Origin of the sequence: Devosia beringensis, from assembly GCF_014926585.1 — a bacterium.
Classification (GTDB): domain Bacteria; phylum Pseudomonadota; class Alphaproteobacteria; order Rhizobiales; family Devosiaceae; genus Devosia; species Devosia beringensis.
Window position 1 is genome coordinate 1,524,693 of the sequence record NZ_CP045422.1, and the last position, 20,670, is coordinate 1,545,362.

18 protein-coding genes and 1 tRNA gene are annotated in these 20,670 nt (G+C 62.8%); 16 read left to right on the forward strand and 3 right to left on the reverse strand.

The genetic code is table 11. The features are described from left to right. The first annotated feature begins 75 nt into the window (after positions 1-75). From GDR53_RS07390 to GDR53_RS07435, 10 genes are all read left to right on the forward strand, one after another. A complete protein-coding gene (locus GDR53_RS07390; RefSeq protein WP_193337421.1) occupies positions 76-516 on the forward strand; it encodes an acyl-CoA thioesterase in 441 nt (146 codons plus the stop codon). Between the two features lie 13 nt (positions 517-529). Beyond that, the gene (locus GDR53_RS07395) at positions 530-1,645 is read left to right on the forward strand and encodes a mandelate racemase/muconate lactonizing enzyme family protein (RefSeq protein ID WP_193337422.1); all 1,116 of its coding nucleotides are present in this window, start codon (positions 530-532) and stop codon (positions 1,643-1,645) included. Positions 1,646-1,672: 27 nt separating this feature from the next. Continuing rightward, positions 1,673-3,265 (forward strand): ABC transporter substrate-binding protein, encoded by a 1,593-nt coding sequence (locus GDR53_RS07400; RefSeq protein ID WP_193337423.1) that lies wholly within the window; start codon positions 1,673-1,675, stop codon positions 3,263-3,265. Between the two features lie 57 nt (positions 3,266-3,322). Then, the gene (locus GDR53_RS07405; RefSeq protein WP_193337424.1) at positions 3,323-4,918 is read left to right on the forward strand and encodes an ABC transporter substrate-binding protein; all 1,596 of its coding nucleotides are present in this window, start codon (positions 3,323-3,325) and stop codon (positions 4,916-4,918) included. Between the two features lie 61 nt (positions 4,919-4,979). Further along, positions 4,980-5,915 carry an ABC transporter permease gene (locus tag GDR53_RS07410; RefSeq protein ID WP_193337425.1) on the forward strand — a complete coding sequence of 312 codons (936 nt, stop codon included), beginning with the start codon at positions 4,980-4,982 and terminating at the stop codon, positions 5,913-5,915. Between the two features lies 1 nt (position 5,916). Then, complete coding sequence (locus GDR53_RS07415) at positions 5,917-6,801, forward strand: ABC transporter permease (RefSeq protein WP_193337426.1); 885 nt, start codon at positions 5,917-5,919, stop codon at positions 6,799-6,801. Positions 6,802-6,819: 18 nt separating this feature from the next. Further along, a complete protein-coding gene (locus tag GDR53_RS07420) occupies positions 6,820-8,682 on the forward strand; it encodes an ABC transporter ATP-binding protein (RefSeq protein ID WP_193338009.1) in 1,863 nt (620 codons plus the stop codon). Between the two features lie 46 nt (positions 8,683-8,728). Beyond that, positions 8,729-9,718, forward strand: coding sequence for an oxidoreductase (locus GDR53_RS07425; protein WP_193337427.1), 990 nt, complete (start codon positions 8,729-8,731; stop codon positions 9,716-9,718). A gap of 4 nt (positions 9,719-9,722) precedes the next feature. Continuing rightward, positions 9,723-10,676, forward strand: coding sequence for an NAD(P)-dependent oxidoreductase (locus GDR53_RS07430; RefSeq protein WP_193337428.1), 954 nt, complete (start codon positions 9,723-9,725; stop codon positions 10,674-10,676). A gap of 286 nt (positions 10,677-10,962) precedes the next feature. Further along, a protein-coding gene (locus GDR53_RS07435) for an IS3 family transposase (RefSeq protein WP_193335575.1) occupies positions 10,963-12,158 on the forward strand; the annotation gives its coding sequence in 2 pieces (ribosomal slippage) (positions 10,963-11,212 and positions 11,212-12,158; 1,197 coding nt in all). A gap of 62 nt (positions 12,159-12,220) precedes the next feature. Here GDR53_RS07435 and GDR53_RS07440 read toward each other — a convergent pair. Then, complete coding sequence (locus GDR53_RS07440) at positions 12,221-13,048, reverse strand: TIR domain-containing protein (RefSeq protein ID WP_193337429.1); 828 nt, start codon at positions 13,046-13,048, stop codon at positions 12,221-12,223. 554 nt (positions 13,049-13,602) lie between these two features. On the opposite strand from GDR53_RS07440, the gene GDR53_RS07445 reads away from it, so the two are divergent. Further along, positions 13,603-14,373, forward strand: coding sequence for a TIGR02391 family protein (locus GDR53_RS07445; protein WP_193337430.1), 771 nt, complete (start codon positions 13,603-13,605; stop codon positions 14,371-14,373). A 150-nt stretch (positions 14,374-14,523) separates the two neighbouring features. Beyond that, complete coding sequence (locus GDR53_RS07450) at positions 14,524-14,733, forward strand: hypothetical protein (RefSeq protein WP_193337431.1); 210 nt, start codon at positions 14,524-14,526, stop codon at positions 14,731-14,733. A gap of 550 nt (positions 14,734-15,283) precedes the next feature. Here the strand turns inward: GDR53_RS07450 and GDR53_RS07455 are convergent. Further along, positions 15,284-15,373: transfer RNA gene (locus tag GDR53_RS07455), tRNA-Ser, on the reverse strand. Between the two features lie 231 nt (positions 15,374-15,604). On the opposite strand from GDR53_RS07455, the gene GDR53_RS07460 reads away from it, so the two are divergent. From GDR53_RS07460 to GDR53_RS07470, 3 genes are all read left to right on the forward strand, one after another. Next, a complete protein-coding gene (locus tag GDR53_RS07460; protein ID WP_193337432.1) occupies positions 15,605-15,928 on the forward strand; it encodes a hypothetical protein in 324 nt (107 codons plus the stop codon). A 52-nt stretch (positions 15,929-15,980) separates the two neighbouring features. Further along, positions 15,981-16,637, forward strand: coding sequence for a peptide-methionine (S)-S-oxide reductase MsrA (msrA, locus tag GDR53_RS07465; RefSeq protein WP_193337433.1), 657 nt, complete (start codon positions 15,981-15,983; stop codon positions 16,635-16,637). A 68-nt stretch (positions 16,638-16,705) separates the two neighbouring features. Then, positions 16,706-17,104 carry an MmcQ/YjbR family DNA-binding protein gene (locus GDR53_RS07470; RefSeq protein ID WP_193337434.1) on the forward strand — a complete coding sequence of 133 codons (399 nt, stop codon included), beginning with the start codon at positions 16,706-16,708 and terminating at the stop codon, positions 17,102-17,104. Here the strand turns inward: GDR53_RS07470 and GDR53_RS07475 are convergent. Beyond that, complete coding sequence (locus tag GDR53_RS07475; RefSeq protein WP_193337435.1) at positions 17,076-18,860, reverse strand: hypothetical protein; 1,785 nt, start codon at positions 18,858-18,860, stop codon at positions 17,076-17,078. The genes GDR53_RS07470 and GDR53_RS07475 overlap by 29 nt on opposite strands. A gap of 153 nt (positions 18,861-19,013) precedes the next feature. Here GDR53_RS07475 and GDR53_RS07480 point away from each other — a divergent pair, with 153 nt between their 5' ends. Beyond that, complete coding sequence (locus GDR53_RS07480; RefSeq protein WP_193337436.1) at positions 19,014-20,450, forward strand: MFS transporter; 1,437 nt, start codon at positions 19,014-19,016, stop codon at positions 20,448-20,450. The last annotated feature ends 220 nt before the right edge of the window (positions 20,451-20,670 follow it).

Genomic DNA, 20,670 nt, shown 5'->3' on the forward strand with positions numbered 1-20,670 from the left:
CCGACCAGGCCGATGGGAGAATTAGCGAATGCAAGACCGCTTGCCGCGCATGGTTGCGCCATGGGTAAGGCTGTCATGAACAGCCGGGCTCCCGCCGAGCGTCGCGCGGCGTTCCGCTGGTTTACCGGCGTGACCTTGCGCTGGAACGACATCGATATTTTCGGGCACGTCAACAACGCCCGCTATTACGAGTTTTTCGACACGACGGTGCTGGGGTTCCTGCACACCCGTGACCTGGGGATAGGCACGGAAAGGGCAGCCATGGTGGTGGCCGAGAATGGCTGCCGCTTCCATCGCGAAATCGTCTTCGCCGACCGGCTGGAGATGGGATTGCGGGTCGAGCATATCGGCACGTCGTCGGCGCGCTACGGGCTGGCCGCCTTCGTCAATGACGACGAGGAAGCATCGGCATCCGGCCATTTCGTGCATGTTTTCGTCGACCAGCAGACCAAACGGCCCAAGCCGTTTCCGACCCCGGTGCGCGAGCATCTTGAGAGCATTCTAGTAGCGGCCTGAGGAGGGCTGACCCATGGCCAAAGCATCTGTCATCAAATCGGTTGACGCCTTCCAGGTCGCCTGGAATTCTAATGACGCGCCCGGCCGGCGCAGCGCCATTGTCCGCGTCACGACCGAAGAGGGCATTGTCGGCTATGGCGAGGCGTCCCCGATGTTCGGGGGCGAGCATTCGCTATGGGTGCTGCGCGACGCTGCCGAAACCCTGATCGGTGCCGATGTCCTGGACCATTCGGTGATCTATGACCGGCTGTTGCACCGCTATATCAAGCTGGGGCCGGAGGGCGCGGTGACCGGAGCGCTGGCGGCGCTCGACATTGCCCTGTGGGACATCAAGGGCAAGCTCTTCGAGCTGCCGATCTACAAGCTGCTGGGCGGGGCCTGGCGCACCGAGGTGCCGTTCTATGCATCGATCGGCGGCAATGCCAGTCGCGGCGTCGACGACACGGTGCGCGTGGTGGAACAGCGCTGGCTGGCGGAAAAGCCGGCGGCGATCAAGATCCGCTGGGATGGCGACCGGACGCGGCAGGATTTCGATATCCCCGGCGATATCGCCAAGGCCAAGGCCGTGCGCAAGCTGGTCGGGGACGACTTCCCGCTCGCCTTCGATGCCAATAATCAATATTCGGTCGGCGGCGCCATCCGCGTGGGCCGGGCGCTCGAGGAGCTGGGCTATATCTGGTTCGAAGAGCCGGTGCAGCACTATGACGTGCGCGCCATGGGTGAGGTCGCGCAGCGGCTCGACATCACCGTGTCCGCCGCCGAGCAGACCTATACGACCCAGGCCTTGGTCGACATCATCAATGCCGGTGTGCGCATGGTGCAGCCCGATATCGTCAAGATGGGCGGCATTACCGGGCTGATGCAGTGCGCCGCCATCGCCTTCGCGCATGGCGTGGAACTGGTGCCGCACCAGACCCAGCCGACCATCGGCCACATGGCGAACCTGCATGTGCTGGCCACCATCATGCACCTGACCAAGCCCGCCGAATTTGCCGATCCGGACACCAGGATGCACCCCGCCTTCAGCAACCCACCCAAGCCGGTGGATGGCAAGTTCCAGATCCCCGACAGCCCGGGCCTCGGGCTCGATATCATCGACAGTGAACTTGAACAAAGACGCGTCCGCTAAGGCCCCAACTATTCGTGAGGAACCAGTATGACTTTGAATCGTCGCCATTTTATCGAGCTGGCAGCAGCGTCCACCGCCGTGACCGCGTTCAGCTCGACCGCCGCCCGCGCCCAGAGCGATGACACGATCCGCATCGGCATTGCGGCCAATAATCCGCGCCATTCCGACCCCAACCAGACGACGCAGGGGCCGGACAACTGGGCCGTCGAGCAGATGTATGAGCAATTGGTGCGCCCCGAGGACGGGCGGTTTGCACTCACCCCCGAGGACTACCTTCCGGTGCTCGCGACCGAGTGGAGCGTTTCGGAAGACGCCAAGACCTGGACCTTCAAGCTGCGCGAAGGCGTGCAGTTCCATCGCGGCTATGGGGAAATGACCGCCGAAGACGCGGCTTTCACCTTTCTCAAGGCCAAGGAATTCGGCACGTCGCGGGTGATCTTTGCCAATATCGCGGATGCGGTGGCAGCGGGCCCCTATGAGCTGGTCATCACCCTGCTGGCGCCCGACGTGAACTTCCTGGGTACGACGGTGTTTTCGCTGAACGCCAATATCGCCTCCAAGAAGGCCTATGAGGAAATTGGTGTCGAGGCTTTCACCACCGATGCCATCGGCACCGGCCCTTATGAACTGGTGCGCTTCGATGCCGAAAGCGGGCTCTATCTGCAGCGCTTTGCCGATTACTGGGGCGAGCCGGCCAAGGTCGGCAATATCGAATGCCTCTACATTGCCGATACCACCGCCCGGACCCTGGCCTTGGTGTCTGGCCAGGTGGATATGATCGAGGCGGTGCGGGCGCCGGGCTGGATCGATTCCATCCTGCAGCGCGACCCCACCCTGCAGATCGACATGACCGTGCCGGGCTCGTTCAACACGCTGCATGTCAACCTCACCCGCGCTCCCTTCGACAATCTGCTGGTGCGCCAGGCGCTGATGCACGCCATCGATCGCCCCACGGTTTCCCAGGCGCTGGCGCCCATGGGCGGCCTGCTGGTCGGCCTGCAGCCGGATTTTTTCCCCCCTAACCTCACCACCGAGGAACTGCCCGAAGAGCTGCGCTATCCCTATGATCCGGAGCGGGCGCGGGCCTTGCTGGCCGAGGCCGGTTTCCCCGATGGCGTGAGCTTTGATGCGCTTTGCAGCCAGCGCGAGGATTATTCCTCGACCATGCTGATCGTGCAGGAGCTGATCCGGCCGGCCGGGTTCAACATGAACCTGATCATCGGCGATCACACCGCCTATCATGCGGATAACCGCTCGGACAAAAACACGCTGGCTATGCATGCCTCAAGCTATCCGCCCATCCCGTCACAGCTCTATATCCAGCAGCTTTATTCTAAGGCTGAGGTGAAGGCCGACGGCTCGGGCGGCGGCAATTACAGCCATTACGGCGTAGCCATTCCGGGTGTCGACGAGCTGATCGAACAGGCGCTCAGCGCCACGAACTATGACACCTATCTGCAATTGTGCCGCGACATCGAACTGCAGGTCCTGCGCGACCTGCCGCTGATCGGTCTGTCGACACTGTCCTACACCATGGTGCGCAATTCGCGTCTCGAGCTCGGCTACGAGGTCCAGAGCGGCTACGCACGATGGAGACTACACCGCGCCACAAAGGCGTAGAGATGGCGGCGCCTGGTGGAGGCCAGGCGTCGTCTCAACTGGGAGGAGGATCCCCAAATGGCACTGAACAGACGTAACTTCATGGAGCTGGCAGCCGCAACGACGGCCTTGTCGGCAATCAGCCTCAGTACGGCAAGCGCGCAGGAGGGCGATACCCTGCGCATGGGTATCGCGGCGAACAATCCGCGCCACTCCGATCCGAACCTGACCACACAGGGCTCGGACAACTGGGCGACCGAGCAGATGTATGAGCAACTCGTCCGTCCCGATGACGGCCGCTTTGCCCTGACTCCCGAAGAGTACCTGCCCACGCTGGCGACGGAATGGACGCAGTCCGACGATGCAAAGGTGTGGACTTTCAAGCTACGCGAAGGGGTGCAGTTCCACCGCGACTATGGCGAAATGACCTCGGAAGACGTGGTGTTCTCCTACGAGCGCGCCATCGCCGAGGGCACCAACAAGACCATCCTGTCCAATATCGACAGCGTGGTGGCCAATGGCCCCTATGAGGTGACCATCACCCTCAAACAGCCCGACGTGAACCTGCTGGGCACCTCGATCTTCAACAACAATACCTCGATCATCTCCAAAAAGGCCTATGAGGAAATCGGCGCCGAAGCCTTTGCCACCGATGCCGTCGGCACCGGACCCTATCAACTGGTCGAGTTCGACCCCGAATTCGGCACGCGGCTGACGCGGCATGATGGCTATTGGGGCGAAAAAGCCAAGATCGCCAATGTCGAATGTGTCTATATTGCCGATACCACCGCGCGGACGCTGGCACTGCTGGCCGGCAATGTCGACATCATCGAAGCGGTGCGGGCACCGGGCTGGATCGACTCGATTCTGCAGCGGGATCCGACCCTGATCATCGACATGACCGTGCCGGGCTCATTCAACACACTGCACATCAACCTGACGCGTGAGCCCTTCGACAACCTACTGGTGCGCCAGGCGCTGATGCATGCCATCGATCGTCCGGCCGTGGCGGCGGCGCTTGCGCCCATGGGCGGCACGATGAACGGCTTGCAGCCGGAATTCTTCCCGGCCGGCTTTGCCACTGAAGACCTGCCCGAAGAACTGCGCTATCCCTATGATCCGGAAAAGGCCCGCGCCTTGCTGGCCGAAGCGGGCTTCCCCGATGGCATCGTCTTCGACAGCAATTGCAGCCAGCGCGAGGACTATTCGTCCACCATGCTGATCGTGCAGGAGCAGTTACGCGCTGCCGGGTTCAACATGAACCTGATCATCGGGGATCACACGGCCTATCACGCGGATAATCGCTCGGACAAAAACACCCTGGCGATGCACTCATCGAGCTATCCGCCGATCCCCACGCAGATCTACTTCCAGCAGCTGGCATCGGCTTCGGAAGTCAAGGCCGATGGTTCGGGCGGCGGCAATTACAGCCATTACGGCGTTGCCATGCCCGGTATCGATGATCTGCTGACCCAAGCGCTCACGGCCAGCGATTACGAGACCTATCTCGACCTCTGCAAGCAGATCGAGCTGCAGGTGCTGCGTGATCTGCCGCTGATCGGGCTATCAACGCTCGGCTTCACGGCCGTCCGGCGCGCCCAGATCGACCTCGGCTACGAGGTCCAGAGTGGTTACGCCCGCTGGCGTTTCCATCGCGCGACCAAGACGGTCTGATTTTTCCTGCATTCCGGGCCCCTCACTGGGGGCCCGGTCTCTACAAGGCGGTACACGACAAATGGCCAGATATCTGCTGCTTCGCCTGGGTGATGCGATACCCACATTGTTCCTGGTGCTGACGCTGGTGTTTATCGCCATGCGCATTCTGCCGGGCGATCCGGCCCTAGCGGCCCTTGGCGACGCGGCCCTGCCCGAGCAGTTGGCCGACTTCCGCGAACGGATGGGCCTCAACGTGCCGCTCTGGCAGCAATATCTCAATTTCATGGGCGGGGTGCTGACGCTCGATCTTGGGCGTTCACTGCTGACCAATACGCCCGTGCTGACGCTGATCGCGCAGAATCTGCCCTATACGATCGAGCTCACCGCAGCAGCCATGCTGATGGGCATTGCCGCCGGCATTCCCATGGGTGTGGTGGCCGCGACCAACCGCAACAAGCTGCCCGATACCGGGGTTCGGCTGTTTTCTCTGATCGGCTATGCCATCCCCGACTTCTTCCTCGGCGCCATCCTGCTCATCGTATTTTCGCTGAATATGGGCTGGTTCCCGATCAATGGCGCCGGCACCGACTTCGCCAGCCGCCTGCACCACATCTTCCTGCCGGCCCTGACCCTGGCTTTCGTCAAGGCCGCCTTTCTGGGGCGTCTTACCCGCACCAGCCTGCTCGAAGTGCTGGGCAAGGACTATGTCCGCACAGCGCGCGCCAAGGGCGCCAAGGAAAACCGCGTCATCTACCGGCACGGGTTGCGCAATGCCATGCTGCCCATTTCCACCGGCCTGGGGCTGAGCCTGCTTTCGACGCTGTCAGGCTCGGTGGCCGTCGAGCTGGTGTTCAACCGGCCGGGCATCGGGCGCCTCCTCATCGACGCCATCGCCCAGCGCGACTATGCGGTGATCCAGGGCGGCGTGCTGGTCTTCGCGGTATTCGTGGTCCTGATCAACCTGTTGATGGACCTTGTCTATGTGATCGTCGATCCACGTGTGCGGGTGAGCTAAGATGTCAGTCATTTCCGAAGAAACCCGCATCCTGCCGCCTGCCGAACCCGGCTTTTTCGACACGGTCCGCAAGATCCTGCTCGGGCGCCCCGAGACCGCCTTCGCCACCGCCATGATCGTCGTCTTCGTCATCGTGGCAGCCTTGGCTCCCTGGATCGCGCCCTATGATCCGCTGGCGCAATCGGTGCTCAAGATCAACCGACTGCCAAGCCAGGAAAACTGGCTCGGTACCGACCAGTTCGGCCGCGATGTGTTAAGCCGGCTGATCTACGGCTCGCGCAACTCACTGCTGTTCGGCTTCATTTCCCCGGTGCTGGCCGCCATATTCGGCACCATGCTGGGCGTGATTGCCGGCTATTTCGGCGGCACGATCGACCGGCTGATCTCGCGCCTGATCGACCTGCTGCTGGCCTTTCCTGAACTGTTGCTCGCCATTCTGATCGCCGCCGTCTTGGGTGGCGGATTCTGGAACATCATCGCGGTGATCACCGTCGCCTTCATTCCCGGCTTTGCCCGGGTGGCGCGGGCGCAGACGCTCTCGATCAAACAGGAGCCCTTTGTCGAGGCAGCGATTGCCGTAGGCGTGCGCACCCCGGTCATCATCTTCCGCCACATCATCCCCAATATCATGGCGCCCATCGTCGCCCTGATGACGCTGTGGGTTGCCTCCGCCATCCGCATCGAGGCCTCGCTTAGCTTTTTGGGCATCGGTACGCGGGCGCCCAATCCGAGCTGGGGCAACATCATCCGCGATGGGCTCAACAGCCTCTTCGGTTCGCCCTGGCCGATCATCGGCGCCGGTATCGCCATTACCCTTGTGGTGCTGTCTTTCAACCTGGTTGGCGATGCGGTGCGTGATGCACTCGATCCCTCAACCGCGCGCTAGGAGGACAGCATGGCTGCCATGAGCACTGTCACCGCCGAACACATGCATGCCGAAGCCGCACCCGCCGCCGTCCTGTCGGTGCGCGACCTCAAGACCGCGTTCAACACCACGCGGGGCTGGGTGGAGATCGTCAAGGGCATCAGTTTTGACATTGGCGCCCGGGAAACCGTCGCCGTGGTGGGGGAGTCGGGGTCGGGCAAATCCGTCACGGCGCTCTCGATAATGCGCCTGCTCGATCCGGCCATGAGCCGTGTCGAGGGCTCGGTCAAGCTGGCCGGACGTGAACTGCTCCAGCTGGCGCCCGGCGAGATGCGGACCATTCGTGGCCGCCAGATGGGCATGATCTTCCAGGAGGCCATGACCAGTCTCAATCCGCTGCAGACCATCGGCCAGCAGATCGCCGAGGTCCTGACCATTCATGGCCTGCATTCGGGGCAGGCAGCCTATAAGGAGGCCGAACGGCTGCTCGAGCGGGTGCGTATTCCGGGCGCAGCGTCCCGGCTCAAGGACTTTCCGCATGCACTATCGGGCGGCATGCGGCAGCGCGTGATGATCGCCATGGCGCTGGCCTGCAAGCCGCAGTTGCTGATTGCCGACGAACCGACAACGGCGCTCGACGTCACCATCCAGGCCCAGATCCTGCAGCTGATCAAGCAGCTGCAGCAGGAAGAGGGAATGGGCGTGCTGTTCATCACCCATGACATGGGCGTGGTCGCCGAGGTGGCGGACCGGACTGTCGTGATGCTGCAGGGTAAGGCGGTGGAGTCCGACAGTACCGAGGTCATTTTCGCCAATGCGCAGAACCCCTATACACGGGCGCTGATCGCCGCGGTGCCCAGACTGGGCGAAGGCAGCCAGAACGGGCCGCAGCATTTCCCCATCCTCGATCGCGCCACTGGTCTGCTGTCGGCAGTGCGTGAGCGCCCCGACACGGTGCGCCAGGGTGGCGATCCTGTGCTGCGGGTGCGTGACCTAGTCAAGCGCTTCGATATTCCGGGCGGCCTGTTCAGCGGTCCCGCGGGCCGGGTTCACGCCGTCGAGAACGTCAGCTTTGATCTGCGCGCTGGGGAGACCCTGTCGCTCGTCGGGGAATCCGGGTGCGGCAAGTCGACGACCGGCCGCGCCATCATGCGCCTGATCGAACCGCAAAGCGGCGAGATCAGCATCGAAGGCACAGATATCAGGGCGCTGGACAAGGATCGTATGCGCGCCATGCGCAAGCACATCCAGATGATCTTCCAGGATCCCTATGCCAGCCTCAACCCGCGCATGAATATCGGCGACGCCATCGCCGAGCCTTTTCTAACGCACAAGATGGGCACCAAAGCCCAGGCGCGCGACAAGGCAATGGATCTGCTCGAGCGGGTCGGCCTCAGCGCCGACATGGCAAGCCGCTACCCCTCCCAGTTCTCAGGCGGCCAGCGACAGCGCATCTGCATTGCCCGGGCGCTGTCGCTTGAACCCAAGGTGATCGTTGCCGATGAAAGCGTCTCGGCGCTCGACGTGTCGATCAAGGCCCAGGTGGTCAACCTGATGATGGATCTGCAGGAGCAGTTTGGCCTGTCCTACCTGTTCATCTCGCACGACATGGCCGTGGTCGAGCGCATCAGCCACCAGGTGGCCGTGATGTATCTCGGGGAGATCGTCGAGAAGGGGCCGGTAGCTGCCGTGTTTGGCAATCCGCAGCACCCCTATACCAAGCGGCTGATGGCCGCCGTGCCGGTGCCCGATCCTGCCCGGCGCAATCAGGTGCGCCCGGTCAGCAATGACGAGATCAAGAGCACTATCCGCCCCGTCGACTTCATCTCGCCCGAACGCCAGTATCGCGAGATTTCGCCGGGCCACACCGTGCAGGTTTGGGGTGACGACTGGAAGGTCTGACCCGCCCGCCCCTGCCCTCGCTATTGTTTCAAGAAGGACTGATCTCATGAGTTTCCAAGCCCTCGTCACCACCAAAAGCGATGACGGCCGTGTCGTCTCCGGCGTTGAAACGCTGACGGATGACCGGCTGCCCGAAGGCAATGTGACGGTCGATGTGGAATGGGCGGGGCTCAACTACAAGGACGGGCTTTGTCTGACGGGCGCCGGTGGCCTGGTGCGCACCTATCCCCATGTCGCCGGCATAGACTTTGCCGGCACTGTCGCCGATAGCCAGGACGATCGCTACAGCAAGGGCGACCAGGTGGTGCTCACCGGTTGGCGCGTCGGTGAAAGCCATTGGGGTGGCTATACCCAGCGCGCCCGCGTCAATGCCGACTGGCTGGTGCCCCTGCCCAAGGGCCTAACTACCCGCGATGCCATGATGGTGGGCACGGCCGGGCTCACCGCCATGCTGGCCATCAACCGCCTCGAGGCCGCCGGGCTAACGCCGCAAAGCGGCGATGTGCTGGTGACCGGCGCCGCGGGCGGCGTGGGCACGATCGCCCTGTCGCTGCTGGGCGCCCTTGGCTACCAGTCGGTGGCCCTGTCCGGTCGGCCCGAGCATGCCGATCGGCTCAAGGCGCTGGGCGCCAGCGCTGTGCTGGCCCGCGACGAGTTCCTCGCCCAGCCCGACAAGCCGCTGGAATCGGCGCGCTGGGCAGCCGCTATCGACAGCGTGGGCGGCAAGATCCTGGCCAAGCTGCTCAAGCAGGTCAAATATGGCGGCGGAGTCGCGGCCATCGGCAATGCGGCGGGTATCGAGCTTGAGACCAATGTGCTGCCCTTCCTGTTGCGGGCGGTGACGCTGATCGGCATTGACAGCGTCATGCAGCCCTATGATGTGCGCGTCGCCGCTTGGTCGCGCCTGGCGCAAAGCCTTGATCTGGCGGCATATGCCGATCTGATCGAGGAAATCGGCATTGAAGAGCTGCCCGAGGCGGCCGGCCGGATCCTGGACGGAAAGGTCAAAGGCCGCGTCCTGGTCCGGACACGCTAGTCCCATGGGGCTGGTGATTGTCCACCAATATGGCGAGAGCCTCGCGGTATCGGTGGCAGCAGGGCTGCCGCCGGGCGTGGGCTTCCATGCGCTTGGCGACAGGCCCGAAACGGGCTGGCAGATTCCGGACGGGGCCGAGGTGCTGCTGGTCAACCAGGACAGCAAGGTGGTGGGCCTGCACAAGGATATGCCAGCCCCGCCGGGCTGGCCGTTCAACCTCAAATGGGTGCATCTGCGATCCACCGGCATCGACAAGTATCCAGCCTGGATTTTCGAGGTGCCCAAGGTCACCGTGACGCGGGGGGGCTATGCCGTGCCGATCGCGGAATATGTGATGGCCGCCATGCTGAGTTTTGCCAAGCAGATCCCGCAGATCTGGGCCAACAATCCGGCCGAATGGCACCAGCACAAGCTGGCGAGCCTGCATGGGCTGACCCTGGGGATTATCGGCTTTGGCGAGATCGGCAAGGCGATTGCCCAGCGCGCTCTGCCCTTCGGCATGTCGGTGATCGGCACCCGGCGTTCGCCTGGCCCAAGCGGCATGGATGGCGTCGATATCGTGCCGCTGACCTCCTTGCTGCGGCGCTCGGACCATATCGTGGTCTGCACGCCGTTGACGGTCGAAACCCGCGGCCTGCTGGACCAGGCGGCCTTTGCCGTCACCAAGCCGGGTGCCCATCTCATCAATGTGGGGCGCGGCCCGGTGATCGTTACGGCGGCGTTGCGCAACGCGCTCGACACCACATTGGGCGGCGCCACGCTCGACGTGAGCGATCCCGAGCCGCCGCCGAACGGGCATTGGCTCTATAGGCATTCCAAGGTGCGACTGTCGCCGCATATTTCAGGCAATTCGCCCGAGACGCGGGAGCGCATAACCGCCTTCTTTTTGGACAATCTGGATCGTTACTGGCAGGGCCAAGAGCTTCTGGGCGTCGTGGACAAGGCGATGCCCTACTGAACGGTCGACTCGGACGGCAGTCACAACCAACCACCTTAACGAAACCCCTCGTGCCGATTCAGCTCAAATGTCGAGGCGCGGGGCGGCGATGCCGCGGTGCACTAACTGTCGCGGAAGTTCGACAAGTGGGAAAGCACTCATTTCCGCCTAAGCTAGTTGACGTACGACCTGATCGACATCGGATTCGCCGAAGACAAAGCTCCGGATACTTAGGTATGCGCGCTGACGTGAGCCCTTAGATCTCCTCCAAAAATGAGTAGAGTCCGTCCATTAAAGGAGACGGACAATGAAGGCTTCGCGGTTCAGCGAGGAACAGATTATCGGCATGATCAAGGAGCAGGAGGCCGGGATGCCGACTGCCGATGTGTGCCGCAAGCATGGCGTGAGCAGCGCGACGTTTTACAAGTACAAGGCCAAGTTCGGCGGCATGGACGTCAGCGAGGCACGGCGGCTCAAGGTCCTGGAAGACGAGAACGCCCGGCTCAAGAAGCTGTTGGCCGAGGCGATGCTGGACAACGCCATGCTCAAGGATCTCAGCACAAAAAAATGGTAACGCCCGCCGTCAGGCGAGAAGCCGTGGCTTACCTCTGCGAGGCCTTCGCGGTGAGCCAGCGTCGGGCGTGTTCGGTGATCGGGGTTGATCGAACATCGGTGCGTCATGTGAGCACGCGATCCGATGATCAGGCCGTTCGGGCACGGCTGCGCGAACTGGCGGCCGTGCGCCGCCGGTTCGGCTATCGCCGGCTGCATGTGCTGTTGGATCGGGAGGGGATCATGCTCAACCACAAGAAGCTGCGTCGGATCTATGCCGAGGAACGGCTGCAGGTTCGCCGTCGCGGCGGCCGCAAAAGAGCCTTGGGTACACGGGCGCCCATGGTCCTGCCGTCAGGTCCGAACCAGCGTTGGTCCCTCGATTTTGTCAGCGATGCGCTGACCGATGGTCGACGCTTCCGCATCCTGTGCATTGTCGATGACTATACCAGGGAATGCCTCTGCCTGATCGCCGATACATCGCTGTCCGGGCTTCGGGTGGCGCGAGAACTGGATCTGCTCATGGTCCAGCGTGGCCGACCGCACACTGTGGTCAGTGACAACGGGACGGAACTGACCAGTATGGCAATCCTGCGCTGGAGCCAGGATCGGCGGATTGAATGGCACTACACCGCGCCCGGCAAGCCGACACAGAACGCGTTCGTGGAGAGCTTCAACGGCCGGCTGCGTGACGAACTGCTCAACGAGACCCTGTTCACCTCATTGGCACACGCCAGGTTCAACCTGGCGGCCTGGAAGGAGGACTACAACACAGTCAGACCACATGGCAGCCTTGGCAATCTGCCGCCGGCCATCTACGCAAAACTCAACGCTCCCGGCATGCAATGGGACGGAGCGCTTGAGCAACTGGGGAGCACCGCGCTCCCTCCCATTGCACCACCGAGCCCGAAAGGCTCAAACGACGAAAGGACTCTGCTCTCGGCTGGATGAAGTCGGGGGCTCACGTCATCCCGCTCACTCCCGTGAACCAAGGCGCTCCGGCCTGACGCACGCTAACTGCGGATCGCTGCCTCAAAATCGATGGCAATTCCAGCGGCCGACATTTCGCGGGCCAGCTCGTTTTTCCAGCCCGGCTGGTGGCTAATGTAAACGACACCCTGATAGTCAGACGGTCGCTCGACACCAGGGCCGAGAAGAACAACCACGCGCTCCGCTGGAAGCTGGGACAGGAAGAAACCAAGCTCAAAGATCACGTTCTGCCTCGCTCGCGGCGATAGGCTAGCTGAGTCCCGACCGCCCACGTCATCGCCGGTCATGAGGACAACGGCAAAGTCGGCGGTTGCGGCAGTCTCGATGAACTTGGTTATGATCGTCCGCCCTGCGTTGACCTGCTCGTGCAGAATGACCGGCAGTGTGCCGACGCGCGTGAGGTAGAGCGCCAGCTCGTTTTTGGCTGCGTCATTCGTCCCGTGAACGATGAAAACGCGAGCGCGCTCAACCGGCCTCGGCGGTTCGGGTGCCGCGACGGCTCGGCGGAAACCATTAGCGGTCGCCCATTGAATTAGATCGGCGTCCTTAACTGCCCAATGAGTACGGTTGTCTTCCCAATCGTGGTCGAAACCAAGCTCTCGACGGTGTTCGAAGACGGTCGCAGTGGGGATTGGGTCAAAGCTCTCGTCAACCCTGAAACGAAAATGGACGTCCCCGCTGTCAATCAGAAGATCAGTGAGCCAAGCAATTCTGGCCGGGTTTTCAGCGCCTTTTTCGAACCCTAGCAACACTGGAAATGCTCGAAGAGCTTCGAAGGCGACCATGTCTTTCGCAGCGTACTCCCGCTGCTGCCAGACGCCCGTGTACTCTAGTACGCGGGCCAGCTCCATCTGAGAGCCTCCCGGATTCCAAGGCTCGTCATTGCCCCGCATAATCAGATTGTACACAGCCTAGGCCTCCGCCTCAGAGCGCAACATTGCTCACGACTTTCGGTTAGATGATGTCGGGCGCGAACGGAAGGGCTACCTTCAATAGTTGGTCGCGCGCCACTCTAGCGATCCGCCGACCCGGTACCCCAGCCGCACCGCCCAGGTGTTGGGCTAGCGTGGTGCGAAGCGGTTGGCCTGGTCGCGGGGTGTAAGCCAGTGCTTCATGCCTTCGCGGCTCCCACCAGCCCGAGAACGGCCGCAATGCTACGCGCAAGCGCGGTCCACGGAATAATATGGCGGTGGTCGGCTGCCAGTGCGTGTCGATTGCTCAATGGATGCGGGACTTTGCGGATGGGTGGCGGTTCGATTAATTCGGTCTATCGGCCATATTTCGCGCTATCACGAAAAAATCTCTGCATGAGGTCGCCGCGGGTCCGGGAGTAAGGCCGTTTGTGACCTTTTGACCGCCCCCCCGTTGCATGCAAGGGTAGCTGCACATCCCTCAAGGAGCGGTCATGCAGGAACTACCAACAGCCATTCCTGACGTTGACGGCCTCCTGCTCCTCCAGCCCGAAGAGCTTGGTGCGAAGCTGCTGTTTCTGGTTAGGCAGCGCGGCGCCAACGGGATCCTTAATATGAATATGTTCCACCCGCAAAGCATGATCAGTGAGCTTTGGACGAATCACGGAGGCGCACTCAAGTACCCGAGGGAGCGCGAGGATCAGATCAACATGGCGTTGATCGAAGCATGGGCCTGGATCGAGGCACAGGGATTGATCGTTCCTGCGCTGGGCATGAATGGGCAGAACGGTTTTCGTGTGCTCAGCCGACGAGCTCGGGCTTTTGAGAACGAACAGGATTTTGCTGCCTATGCGATTGCTAGGCAGCTTCCACGTGATGCTTTGCATGCATCCATTCGAGAGAATGTGTGGTTGGCGTACATGCGAGGCGACTACGACGTGGCGGTCTTCCTTGCGACTAAAGCGGTCGAAGTCGCAGTAAAACTTGCCGTTCGAGAGGAACCTGGTTTCGAGAAGTTAATGGGCACAGACTTGATGCGGCGGGCTTTCCACCCAGAGAACGGTCCGTTGGCCGACATGACAGCCCACCACGCGGAGAGGCAAGCAAGGTCGGAGCTCTTCTCCGGCACAATTGGATCATACAAGAACCCGCAGTCGCATCGAGACGTAAACCTCGAAGACCCGGTTGAAGCAATGGAAGTCATAATGTTGGCCAACCACCTTCTCCGCGTGGTGGCGGTCCGACTAGCGGCCATAGTCTCCTAACCGACGCTCCTCGGCCTGGATTAGGCTGTCGTGCGTGGCCTTGGTGACGAATAGGTCCGGGTCCGATGGCGAGGCCCTTTTGACCTTTTGCTCCCCCTGGGGCTGGCTCAGTGACGGGCATTAGTGCACGGTGCTCTAAGGGGAAACACCATGCCGATTACTGCAGATGCCAAGCTCATCGCCATTGCCATAGTGACCGCCGCCATATTGCTGGCGAGTGTCCAATTGCTGAAAAAGTCCGACTACGAAACATGCATGGCGGCTACGAGAGCCGCGTACATCCAAGCAGCACCAACAGTTGCAGACAAACCGTTGTTTGACCTCGGCATAACCAAGCAATGTTCAGGCATCGCCGGCTGAGCGCGCTTCGGAGCCGGGATTGGGGTGGACCTTGCAGCTGAGTTGTCTAGTGTAAGGGTGGTTTGCACGATCTCCCCTTGATAGTCGGAATACGTAATTACCAGCCTTATGGAGATCGCCAAATCTCATACCAAGCAGAGCTTTGGATTCACATCGACTGAGATTCAAGACAACAGGCGAAACACCGCAGAAGCTTAGTGCGGACAACCTCAACGAGGCCACCCTCCCGCGCCAGCGGGTTCGTTCATCCACCCCACTTCAGCCTCCTGTCTTGGCAATGCGGACCGGCTGCTTTCAGGACTTCGCTGAAGCTCGATGAATGTCTGAAACGGGGCGCAAAACCGCCTCAAAACTGCCAGGACACAACTTGGCTATTTCTCGCTTTGAAGTGATCGCATCGACTTCAGAGCTTTAGAGAAAGCGGCCGCTTCCGAGAAGGAGGAAGGCGTTTCACGACAAGAGCTACTTCAAGGATTATTCGCAGAACCCCACCATTTCGCGGGCTTGAGCGGGATACAGGCCAAATCAAAGAAAAGTTCTGTTGGGATGCTGGCGGAGAGAAAGGGATTCGAACCCTTGAGACGGTTCCCCGCCTACACACTTTCCAGGCGTGCGCCTTCGACCACTCGGCCACCTCTCCGCATCGCCTGTAACCCCGGTTGGAAACACCGGAGGGGTCAGCTGGTTGGCCGACGCGAGCGAGGCGCAATATACTTATCGCGGGCCGGGGCGCAAGGGATCACGACGCCGCGATGACAATTGTTTTTGCCGCAGTGGGTTGCCACCTTGTGAGATATCATGCGGACATGGCACAAACGGGCGATGCGCGGGGGCGTCACGACTTATCCCCCCAGGCGCACAGGACATGCGGATGCGGCTGATTGTGAGAGCATTGGGAACCTGGCTGATCGGCCTGGCGCTGGTGCTGCTGGTTATCGACGGGACACGATCGCTGGGGGCAGACGGGCTGGTGCTGACCAGCCTGGGCACGCTGTGGAGCCAGTTGCATGCGCCGAGCCTGGCGGGGGCGACGCATTTCGTGCAGACGCGCCTGTTCGGCGAACTGCTGGGCGCCGGGCTGACGGCGCTGCTGAGTTATCCGGCCTTTGCCGTGTTCGGCGTGCCGGGGATTGTTCTGGCGCTGCTAGGCAGGGCGCCGCGGCGCGAGCACTTCCTGCGCCAGGACCAGATCTGAGCCTTGTAACGATTAGTGGCAAGCGGCCGAATAGGCCATGAAAGGAAATTCCATGTTCTTCAAATCCAAACCCGCCACCCTGCCGAGCGCTGGCGAGGCCCTGCCCGGCCGTGATGTGCAAATCTCTGTGGCGCCTCAGCATTTTGTCAATGGCGCGGCCCTCAAGGGGCCCTATCCGGCGCAGGCGGAAACCATCTATCTGGGGCTGGGCTGCTTCTGGGGCGCCGAGCGCCTGTTCTGGCAATTGCCGGGGGTGATCGTCACCGCCGTGGGCTACCAGGGCGGCAGCACACCCAATCCGAGCTATGAAGAAGTGTGTTCCGGCCATACCGGGCATACCGAGGCGGTGAAGGTGGTTTTTGACCCGGCCCGGATCAGCCTCGAAACCGTGCTCAGGACCTTCTGGGAAGAGCATAACCCGACGCAGGGCATGCGGCAGGGCAATGATGTGGGCACGCAGTATCGCAGCGCGATCTATACCACCTCGCCCGAGCAGGCGGCGGCAGTCGAGCTGAGCCGCGCCGCCTATCAGGAGGCGCTGAGCGCGAAGGGGCTGGGGACGATCACGACGGAGATCAAGCCGGCCGCTGAATTCTACTATGCCGAAACTTATCACCAGCAATACCTGGCCAAGAATCCGGCCGGCTATTGCGGGCTGCAGGGGACCGGCGTCAGCTGCCCGATCGGTCTGGGCGTCGCCGCCGAGTAGAAAAAGGCGTCACATGACATTGGATGTGTCACCACCGAGATCGTTAAACCGTCAACGGCTGGTGACGCATGATAGTGACAGATGACGACCTGACGCAGCGGGCGGGCTTTGAGGCTTTTGTCCTCGGCCTGCCCAGCGTGGTCGTGGTGCGGCAGTGGCGCGACGATTCTGTCGCCAAGGTGGGCGGCAAGATCTTTACGCTGCTCGATGCCGATCCCGGGGAAATCTGGCTTAAGGTGTCCGAGATGGCCTTCGAGCTGCTGACCGAGCTCGACGGTATCAGGCCGGCACCCTATTTTGCCCGGGCGGGGTGGGTGGCGATTGCGCCGGACAGCCCGCTGACGCCTGAGGAAATCGCGGCCTATATCGTTGAAGCCCATCGCCTGGTGGCCAGCAAGCTGAGCCGCAGGCTGCGGACCGAACTCGGGCTGGACGGGTCTATTGCGGCAGCACCGCATAGACCTTGAGCACATCATCGGGCCCGCTCACTTCCTCCAGCCAGGACGGCAGTTCACCCTTGGCATAGAGGCTGGCAAAGCTGTCGGGCGCCCGATCGGGCAGTCCCTGCAGTTCGGCCATAGCCGGGCACAGCACCACCAGATCAATGCCGCGCGCGACGAGCATGGGGCGGATGGCGGCCAGTGGATCGTTGAAGAAGCGAAAGGCGTCGCGCACCCCCTGCTGGTTGCGGTGATAGGGCGCGGCCACCACCGCATGGGGGGTGTAGAGCAGGATATGGGCGCCCAGATCGATGGGCGACATGACACGCGCGGTCGGCAGCGCTGCCAAAGCGGTGAAGGCCGTGGGCAGCAGGCAGGGTTGCTTGCCGGAGCGGGCCAAGGCCATTTCCTGGGCCCGTCCGGGCGCCAGATTGACCGCCAGGGTGACCAGCAGCGTGAGCATCACCCCGGCAAAGGCCAGCCAGCTGCCGAGCAGCGCCAGCATGCTGACGAGGCGCGGGTGCTCAACATAGCGATGGCGGGCTGAGAGGATCAGCCAGGCTGCCGCGGGCATGGCCGGCATGATGGCGAGGCGTGCGCCGCGCACCTGCAAGAGCATGATCAGGGCTGCCCCCAGCAGGAAGGCCAGCAGCACAGCCCACTGGGCACGATCCTGCGGCACGGTGGCCAGGCGATAAAGCATGACCAGGATGGCCAGCAGCACCGGCACGCCAACGGCAATGGCATAGGCCGGCAGCTCGAACAGGCTGGTGGCCCAGGGCTTGGCCTCGACGATATTGGCGATCCAGTTGGCCTGCAGCCAGGGATCGAGCTCGCCATAGGGACCGGCCAGACATTGCGGCCAGGCCACAGCGACGAGAACGAGACCGGCGCCGCCCAGGACCGCCAGCGTGGCCAGACGCTGCCAGGCCGCGCGGGCCGGCAGCAGGCTGGCGAGGGTGAAGGCAGCGGCAACCACAAGGGCGACAGCGACATAGACCGGCGAGAGCACGTCGCAGGCCGGTTCCAGCCAGCGGGTGGGGGGACGGAAGAGGGCCAGATGCCCCATGGCACCAATGGCGAAGGCCAGGCCGAAGTGGCGCATGGTGGCCGCCTGGCGGTTGTCGACGACGAAGAGCAGACCGAAGGCGGCAATGGCGGCGGCGATGGCGGGCAGCGATTCGGTGGCAATGGCCAAAGCGGTAGCCGCCAGCAGACCGCAGAGCCAGGCAAAGCGCGGGCGGCGCACCGCCTCGACGGCGCTCCATGCCATGGCCAAGGTGAGGATGATGATGACGCTGTGATGATCGACCCGGCCGGGGGTGAATTCGGCCGTGAGGGCGGGACTGAGCACCGGCAGGACTACAGCGGGCAGCACCCCGTCGGGACCAAGAAGGCGGTTGGCGAGCAGGGCGCTGAACCAGAGCACACAGGCCAGCAAGGCCATGGGCCAGAGATAGCCGGCCAGCATCGTGGCCGTGGCCTGACCAAACAACGGGGTCAGCACGATGACCAGCCCGGCCAGGGGCAGATCGACGAGGCGCGACCAGTGCAGCTCGGCGCCGAAGGGGGTGTTGAGGCGATGGGCGGTCAGGTCATACCAGTTCTGGCCCGCGATGTAGTCGATGACGCGAGCCATGCGCATGGCGTCATCGGTATCGGCGAAGAGCGGCGTCGTGCCGCGGCCGAACAATTCGCGGCCGACCAGAATGGCTGCCGCCACCGCAAAGACGAGCAGCACCAGGCGCCAATCTGTTCTGCGCTGGGGGATGGGACTGGTCACGGCTCGATCCTGGTTCGGGGCGGGCCGAGTTTGGACCGGCGCCCGTTAAGATGGCGTTGGCGACCTGATCCACCGCAAGCCATTTAAACAAGCGATTGCTTTTTTAATTGTCGGGATATAGCAGAGGGGACGTAGCCAGGGGAGGCCTGCCGCATGACCGATGATAGCGAGCGCGGCGGGCGCTGGGCCGAAGTGTTCGGGCCGCGCTACGCCGCGTCTATGGCCATCCTGGCGCTCGGCGTGGCGCTACTGGCTTTCAACTCGTTCCTCACCTCGACAGCCATGCCCACGGCGGTACAGGAACTGGGCGGGGTAGCGTTGATTGCCTGGACGCTGACGCTGTTCCTGGTGTTTGCCATCATGGGGGGCGCCGGCGCAGCTTTGTTCAAGCAGCTGGTAGGCGCGCGCATGGCGCTGCTGGTATCGGCGGCGGTTTTCCTCGTGGGGTCGCTGATTGCGGGCCTGGCCGGCAGCATGGAGGTGGTGCTGCTGGGGCGTGCGCTGCAGGGCCTGGGGGAGGGCCTGGTGGCGGCGATATGCTTTGCCCTGATCCCCGTACTGTTTCCGGCCCGGCTGGTGCCCAAGGTGTTCGGCATGCAGGCCATGGTCTGGGCCGTCGCCTCGTTCGGCGGCCCGCTGGTGGCGGGCCTGCTCACCGAATTCGTGTCCTGGCGGGCGTCGTTTCTAGTCAGCGTGCCCTTGGCCATGATCTTTGCCGGCATGGTGCTGGTGGTTGTCCCCGCCAGCGCGGATGCGGCACCGACACATGCCGATTTCCCCGGCCTGCGACTGCTGCTGGTGGGCGGGGCAATCATGCTGGTGGCACTGGCAAGCCTCACCGGCCCGCTGATGGCGGCGGGACTGCTGAGCGTTGCCGCGGCGATGCTGGTGGGCATGGTGATGCTGGACAAGAACAGCCGCACCAGGCTGATGCCGCCCGATGCCTTCCGGACCGGATCGGTCGTCGGCAACGGGCTCTGGGTGGTGCTGCTGATGCCGGTGGCGGGGGCGACGTCGGCGGTCTATCTGGTGCTGCTGCTGCAGCAGATGTGGGCCTATGGCCCGACCCTGGCTGGCGCTGTCGCGGCCGTGCTGGCCATGGCCTGGAGTGCTGCGGCCATCGCCGTGGCCAATGTGAGCGAGCAGGCGACGCGCATGCGGCTGATGAAGGTGGGACCCGCCCTGCTGGTGCTGGGCCTATTCGGCGTGGCCGGCGGGCTGCTGGGCGGGCAGATCGTCCTCGTGCTGCTGGCCCAGATCGCCATCGGGGCCGGCTTCGGGCTGGGCAATAGCAGCCTTTACGTGACCCTGATGGGCGCGGCGGACGACGCTGAACGCGATCGGGTCGCGGCCCTCGTCCCCACCACGCAATCGGCCGGCAATGCCATCGGGGCGGCGCTGGCGGGCCTTGCCGCCAACCTTGCCGGCTATGCCAGTGCCAGCAGCAGCGCTGCCTTCGGGCAGGCCATCGTGGCGGTGTTTGCCGTGGGCGTGGGCATTGCCGGCCTGGGTCTGATCGCGGCGCTGCGGATGACCCAATTGATGACGCGCCAGGAGCGTCATGCCGGCCCTAGGCGGCAGCCGGGCTAGGTCGCCAGGGACGATTCGGCGGGTTGCCGTGCGGGCGGCGGCCGATCCGCCGGCAATCGAGAGCGTTGGCGCCGAATATTGTTATCGAGGCCCGGCGACCAAAAAAGCGCAGTTTGTCAAACACTTGCGCCAGCAAGACCAGCGATCCGCCGCGAAATAAAGGCATGCGGAGAATTTATTCAATGGTTTTGAAATCATTTGCAAAAATAATGGCCGCAAG

What these genes read in the sequence shown, in the direction of transcription:
- GDR53_RS07460 (WP_193337432.1), top strand. Translation starts at nt 15,605, where the DNA reads ATGCGGCTGATTGTGAGAGCATTGGGAACCTGGCTGATCGGCCTGGCG.
- GDR53_RS07420 (WP_193338009.1), top strand. Translation starts at nt 6,820, where the DNA reads ATGAGCACTGTCACCGCCGAACACATGCATGCCGAAGCCGCACCCGCC.
- GDR53_RS07450 (WP_193337431.1), top strand. Translation starts at nt 14,524, where the DNA reads ATGCCGATTACTGCAGATGCCAAGCTCATCGCCATTGCCATAGTGACC.
- GDR53_RS07480 (WP_193337436.1), top strand. Translation starts at nt 19,014, where the DNA reads ATGACCGATGATAGCGAGCGCGGCGGGCGCTGGGCCGAAGTGTTCGGG.
- msrA (WP_193337433.1), top strand. Translation starts at nt 15,981, where the DNA reads ATGTTCTTCAAATCCAAACCCGCCACCCTGCCGAGCGCTGGCGAGGCC.
- GDR53_RS07470 (WP_193337434.1), top strand. Translation starts at nt 16,706, where the DNA reads ATGATAGTGACAGATGACGACCTGACGCAGCGGGCGGGCTTTGAGGCT.
- GDR53_RS07425 (WP_193337427.1), top strand. Translation starts at nt 8,729, where the DNA reads ATGAGTTTCCAAGCCCTCGTCACCACCAAAAGCGATGACGGCCGTGTC.
- GDR53_RS07390 (WP_193337421.1), top strand. Translation starts at nt 76, where the DNA reads ATGAACAGCCGGGCTCCCGCCGAGCGTCGCGCGGCGTTCCGCTGGTTT.
- GDR53_RS07440 (WP_193337429.1), bottom strand. Translation starts at nt 13,048, where the DNA reads ATGGAGCTGGCCCGCGTACTAGAGTACACGGGCGTCTGGCAGCAGCGG.
- GDR53_RS07405 (WP_193337424.1), top strand. Translation starts at nt 3,323, where the DNA reads ATGGCACTGAACAGACGTAACTTCATGGAGCTGGCAGCCGCAACGACG.
- GDR53_RS07395 (WP_193337422.1), top strand. Translation starts at nt 530, where the DNA reads ATGGCCAAAGCATCTGTCATCAAATCGGTTGACGCCTTCCAGGTCGCC.
- GDR53_RS07430 (WP_193337428.1), top strand. Translation starts at nt 9,723, where the DNA reads ATGGGGCTGGTGATTGTCCACCAATATGGCGAGAGCCTCGCGGTATCG.
- GDR53_RS07400 (WP_193337423.1), top strand. Translation starts at nt 1,673, where the DNA reads ATGACTTTGAATCGTCGCCATTTTATCGAGCTGGCAGCAGCGTCCACC.
- GDR53_RS07415 (WP_193337426.1), top strand. Translation starts at nt 5,917, where the DNA reads ATGTCAGTCATTTCCGAAGAAACCCGCATCCTGCCGCCTGCCGAACCC.
- GDR53_RS07445 (WP_193337430.1), top strand. Translation starts at nt 13,603, where the DNA reads ATGCAGGAACTACCAACAGCCATTCCTGACGTTGACGGCCTCCTGCTC.
- GDR53_RS07410 (WP_193337425.1), top strand. Translation starts at nt 4,980, where the DNA reads ATGGCCAGATATCTGCTGCTTCGCCTGGGTGATGCGATACCCACATTG.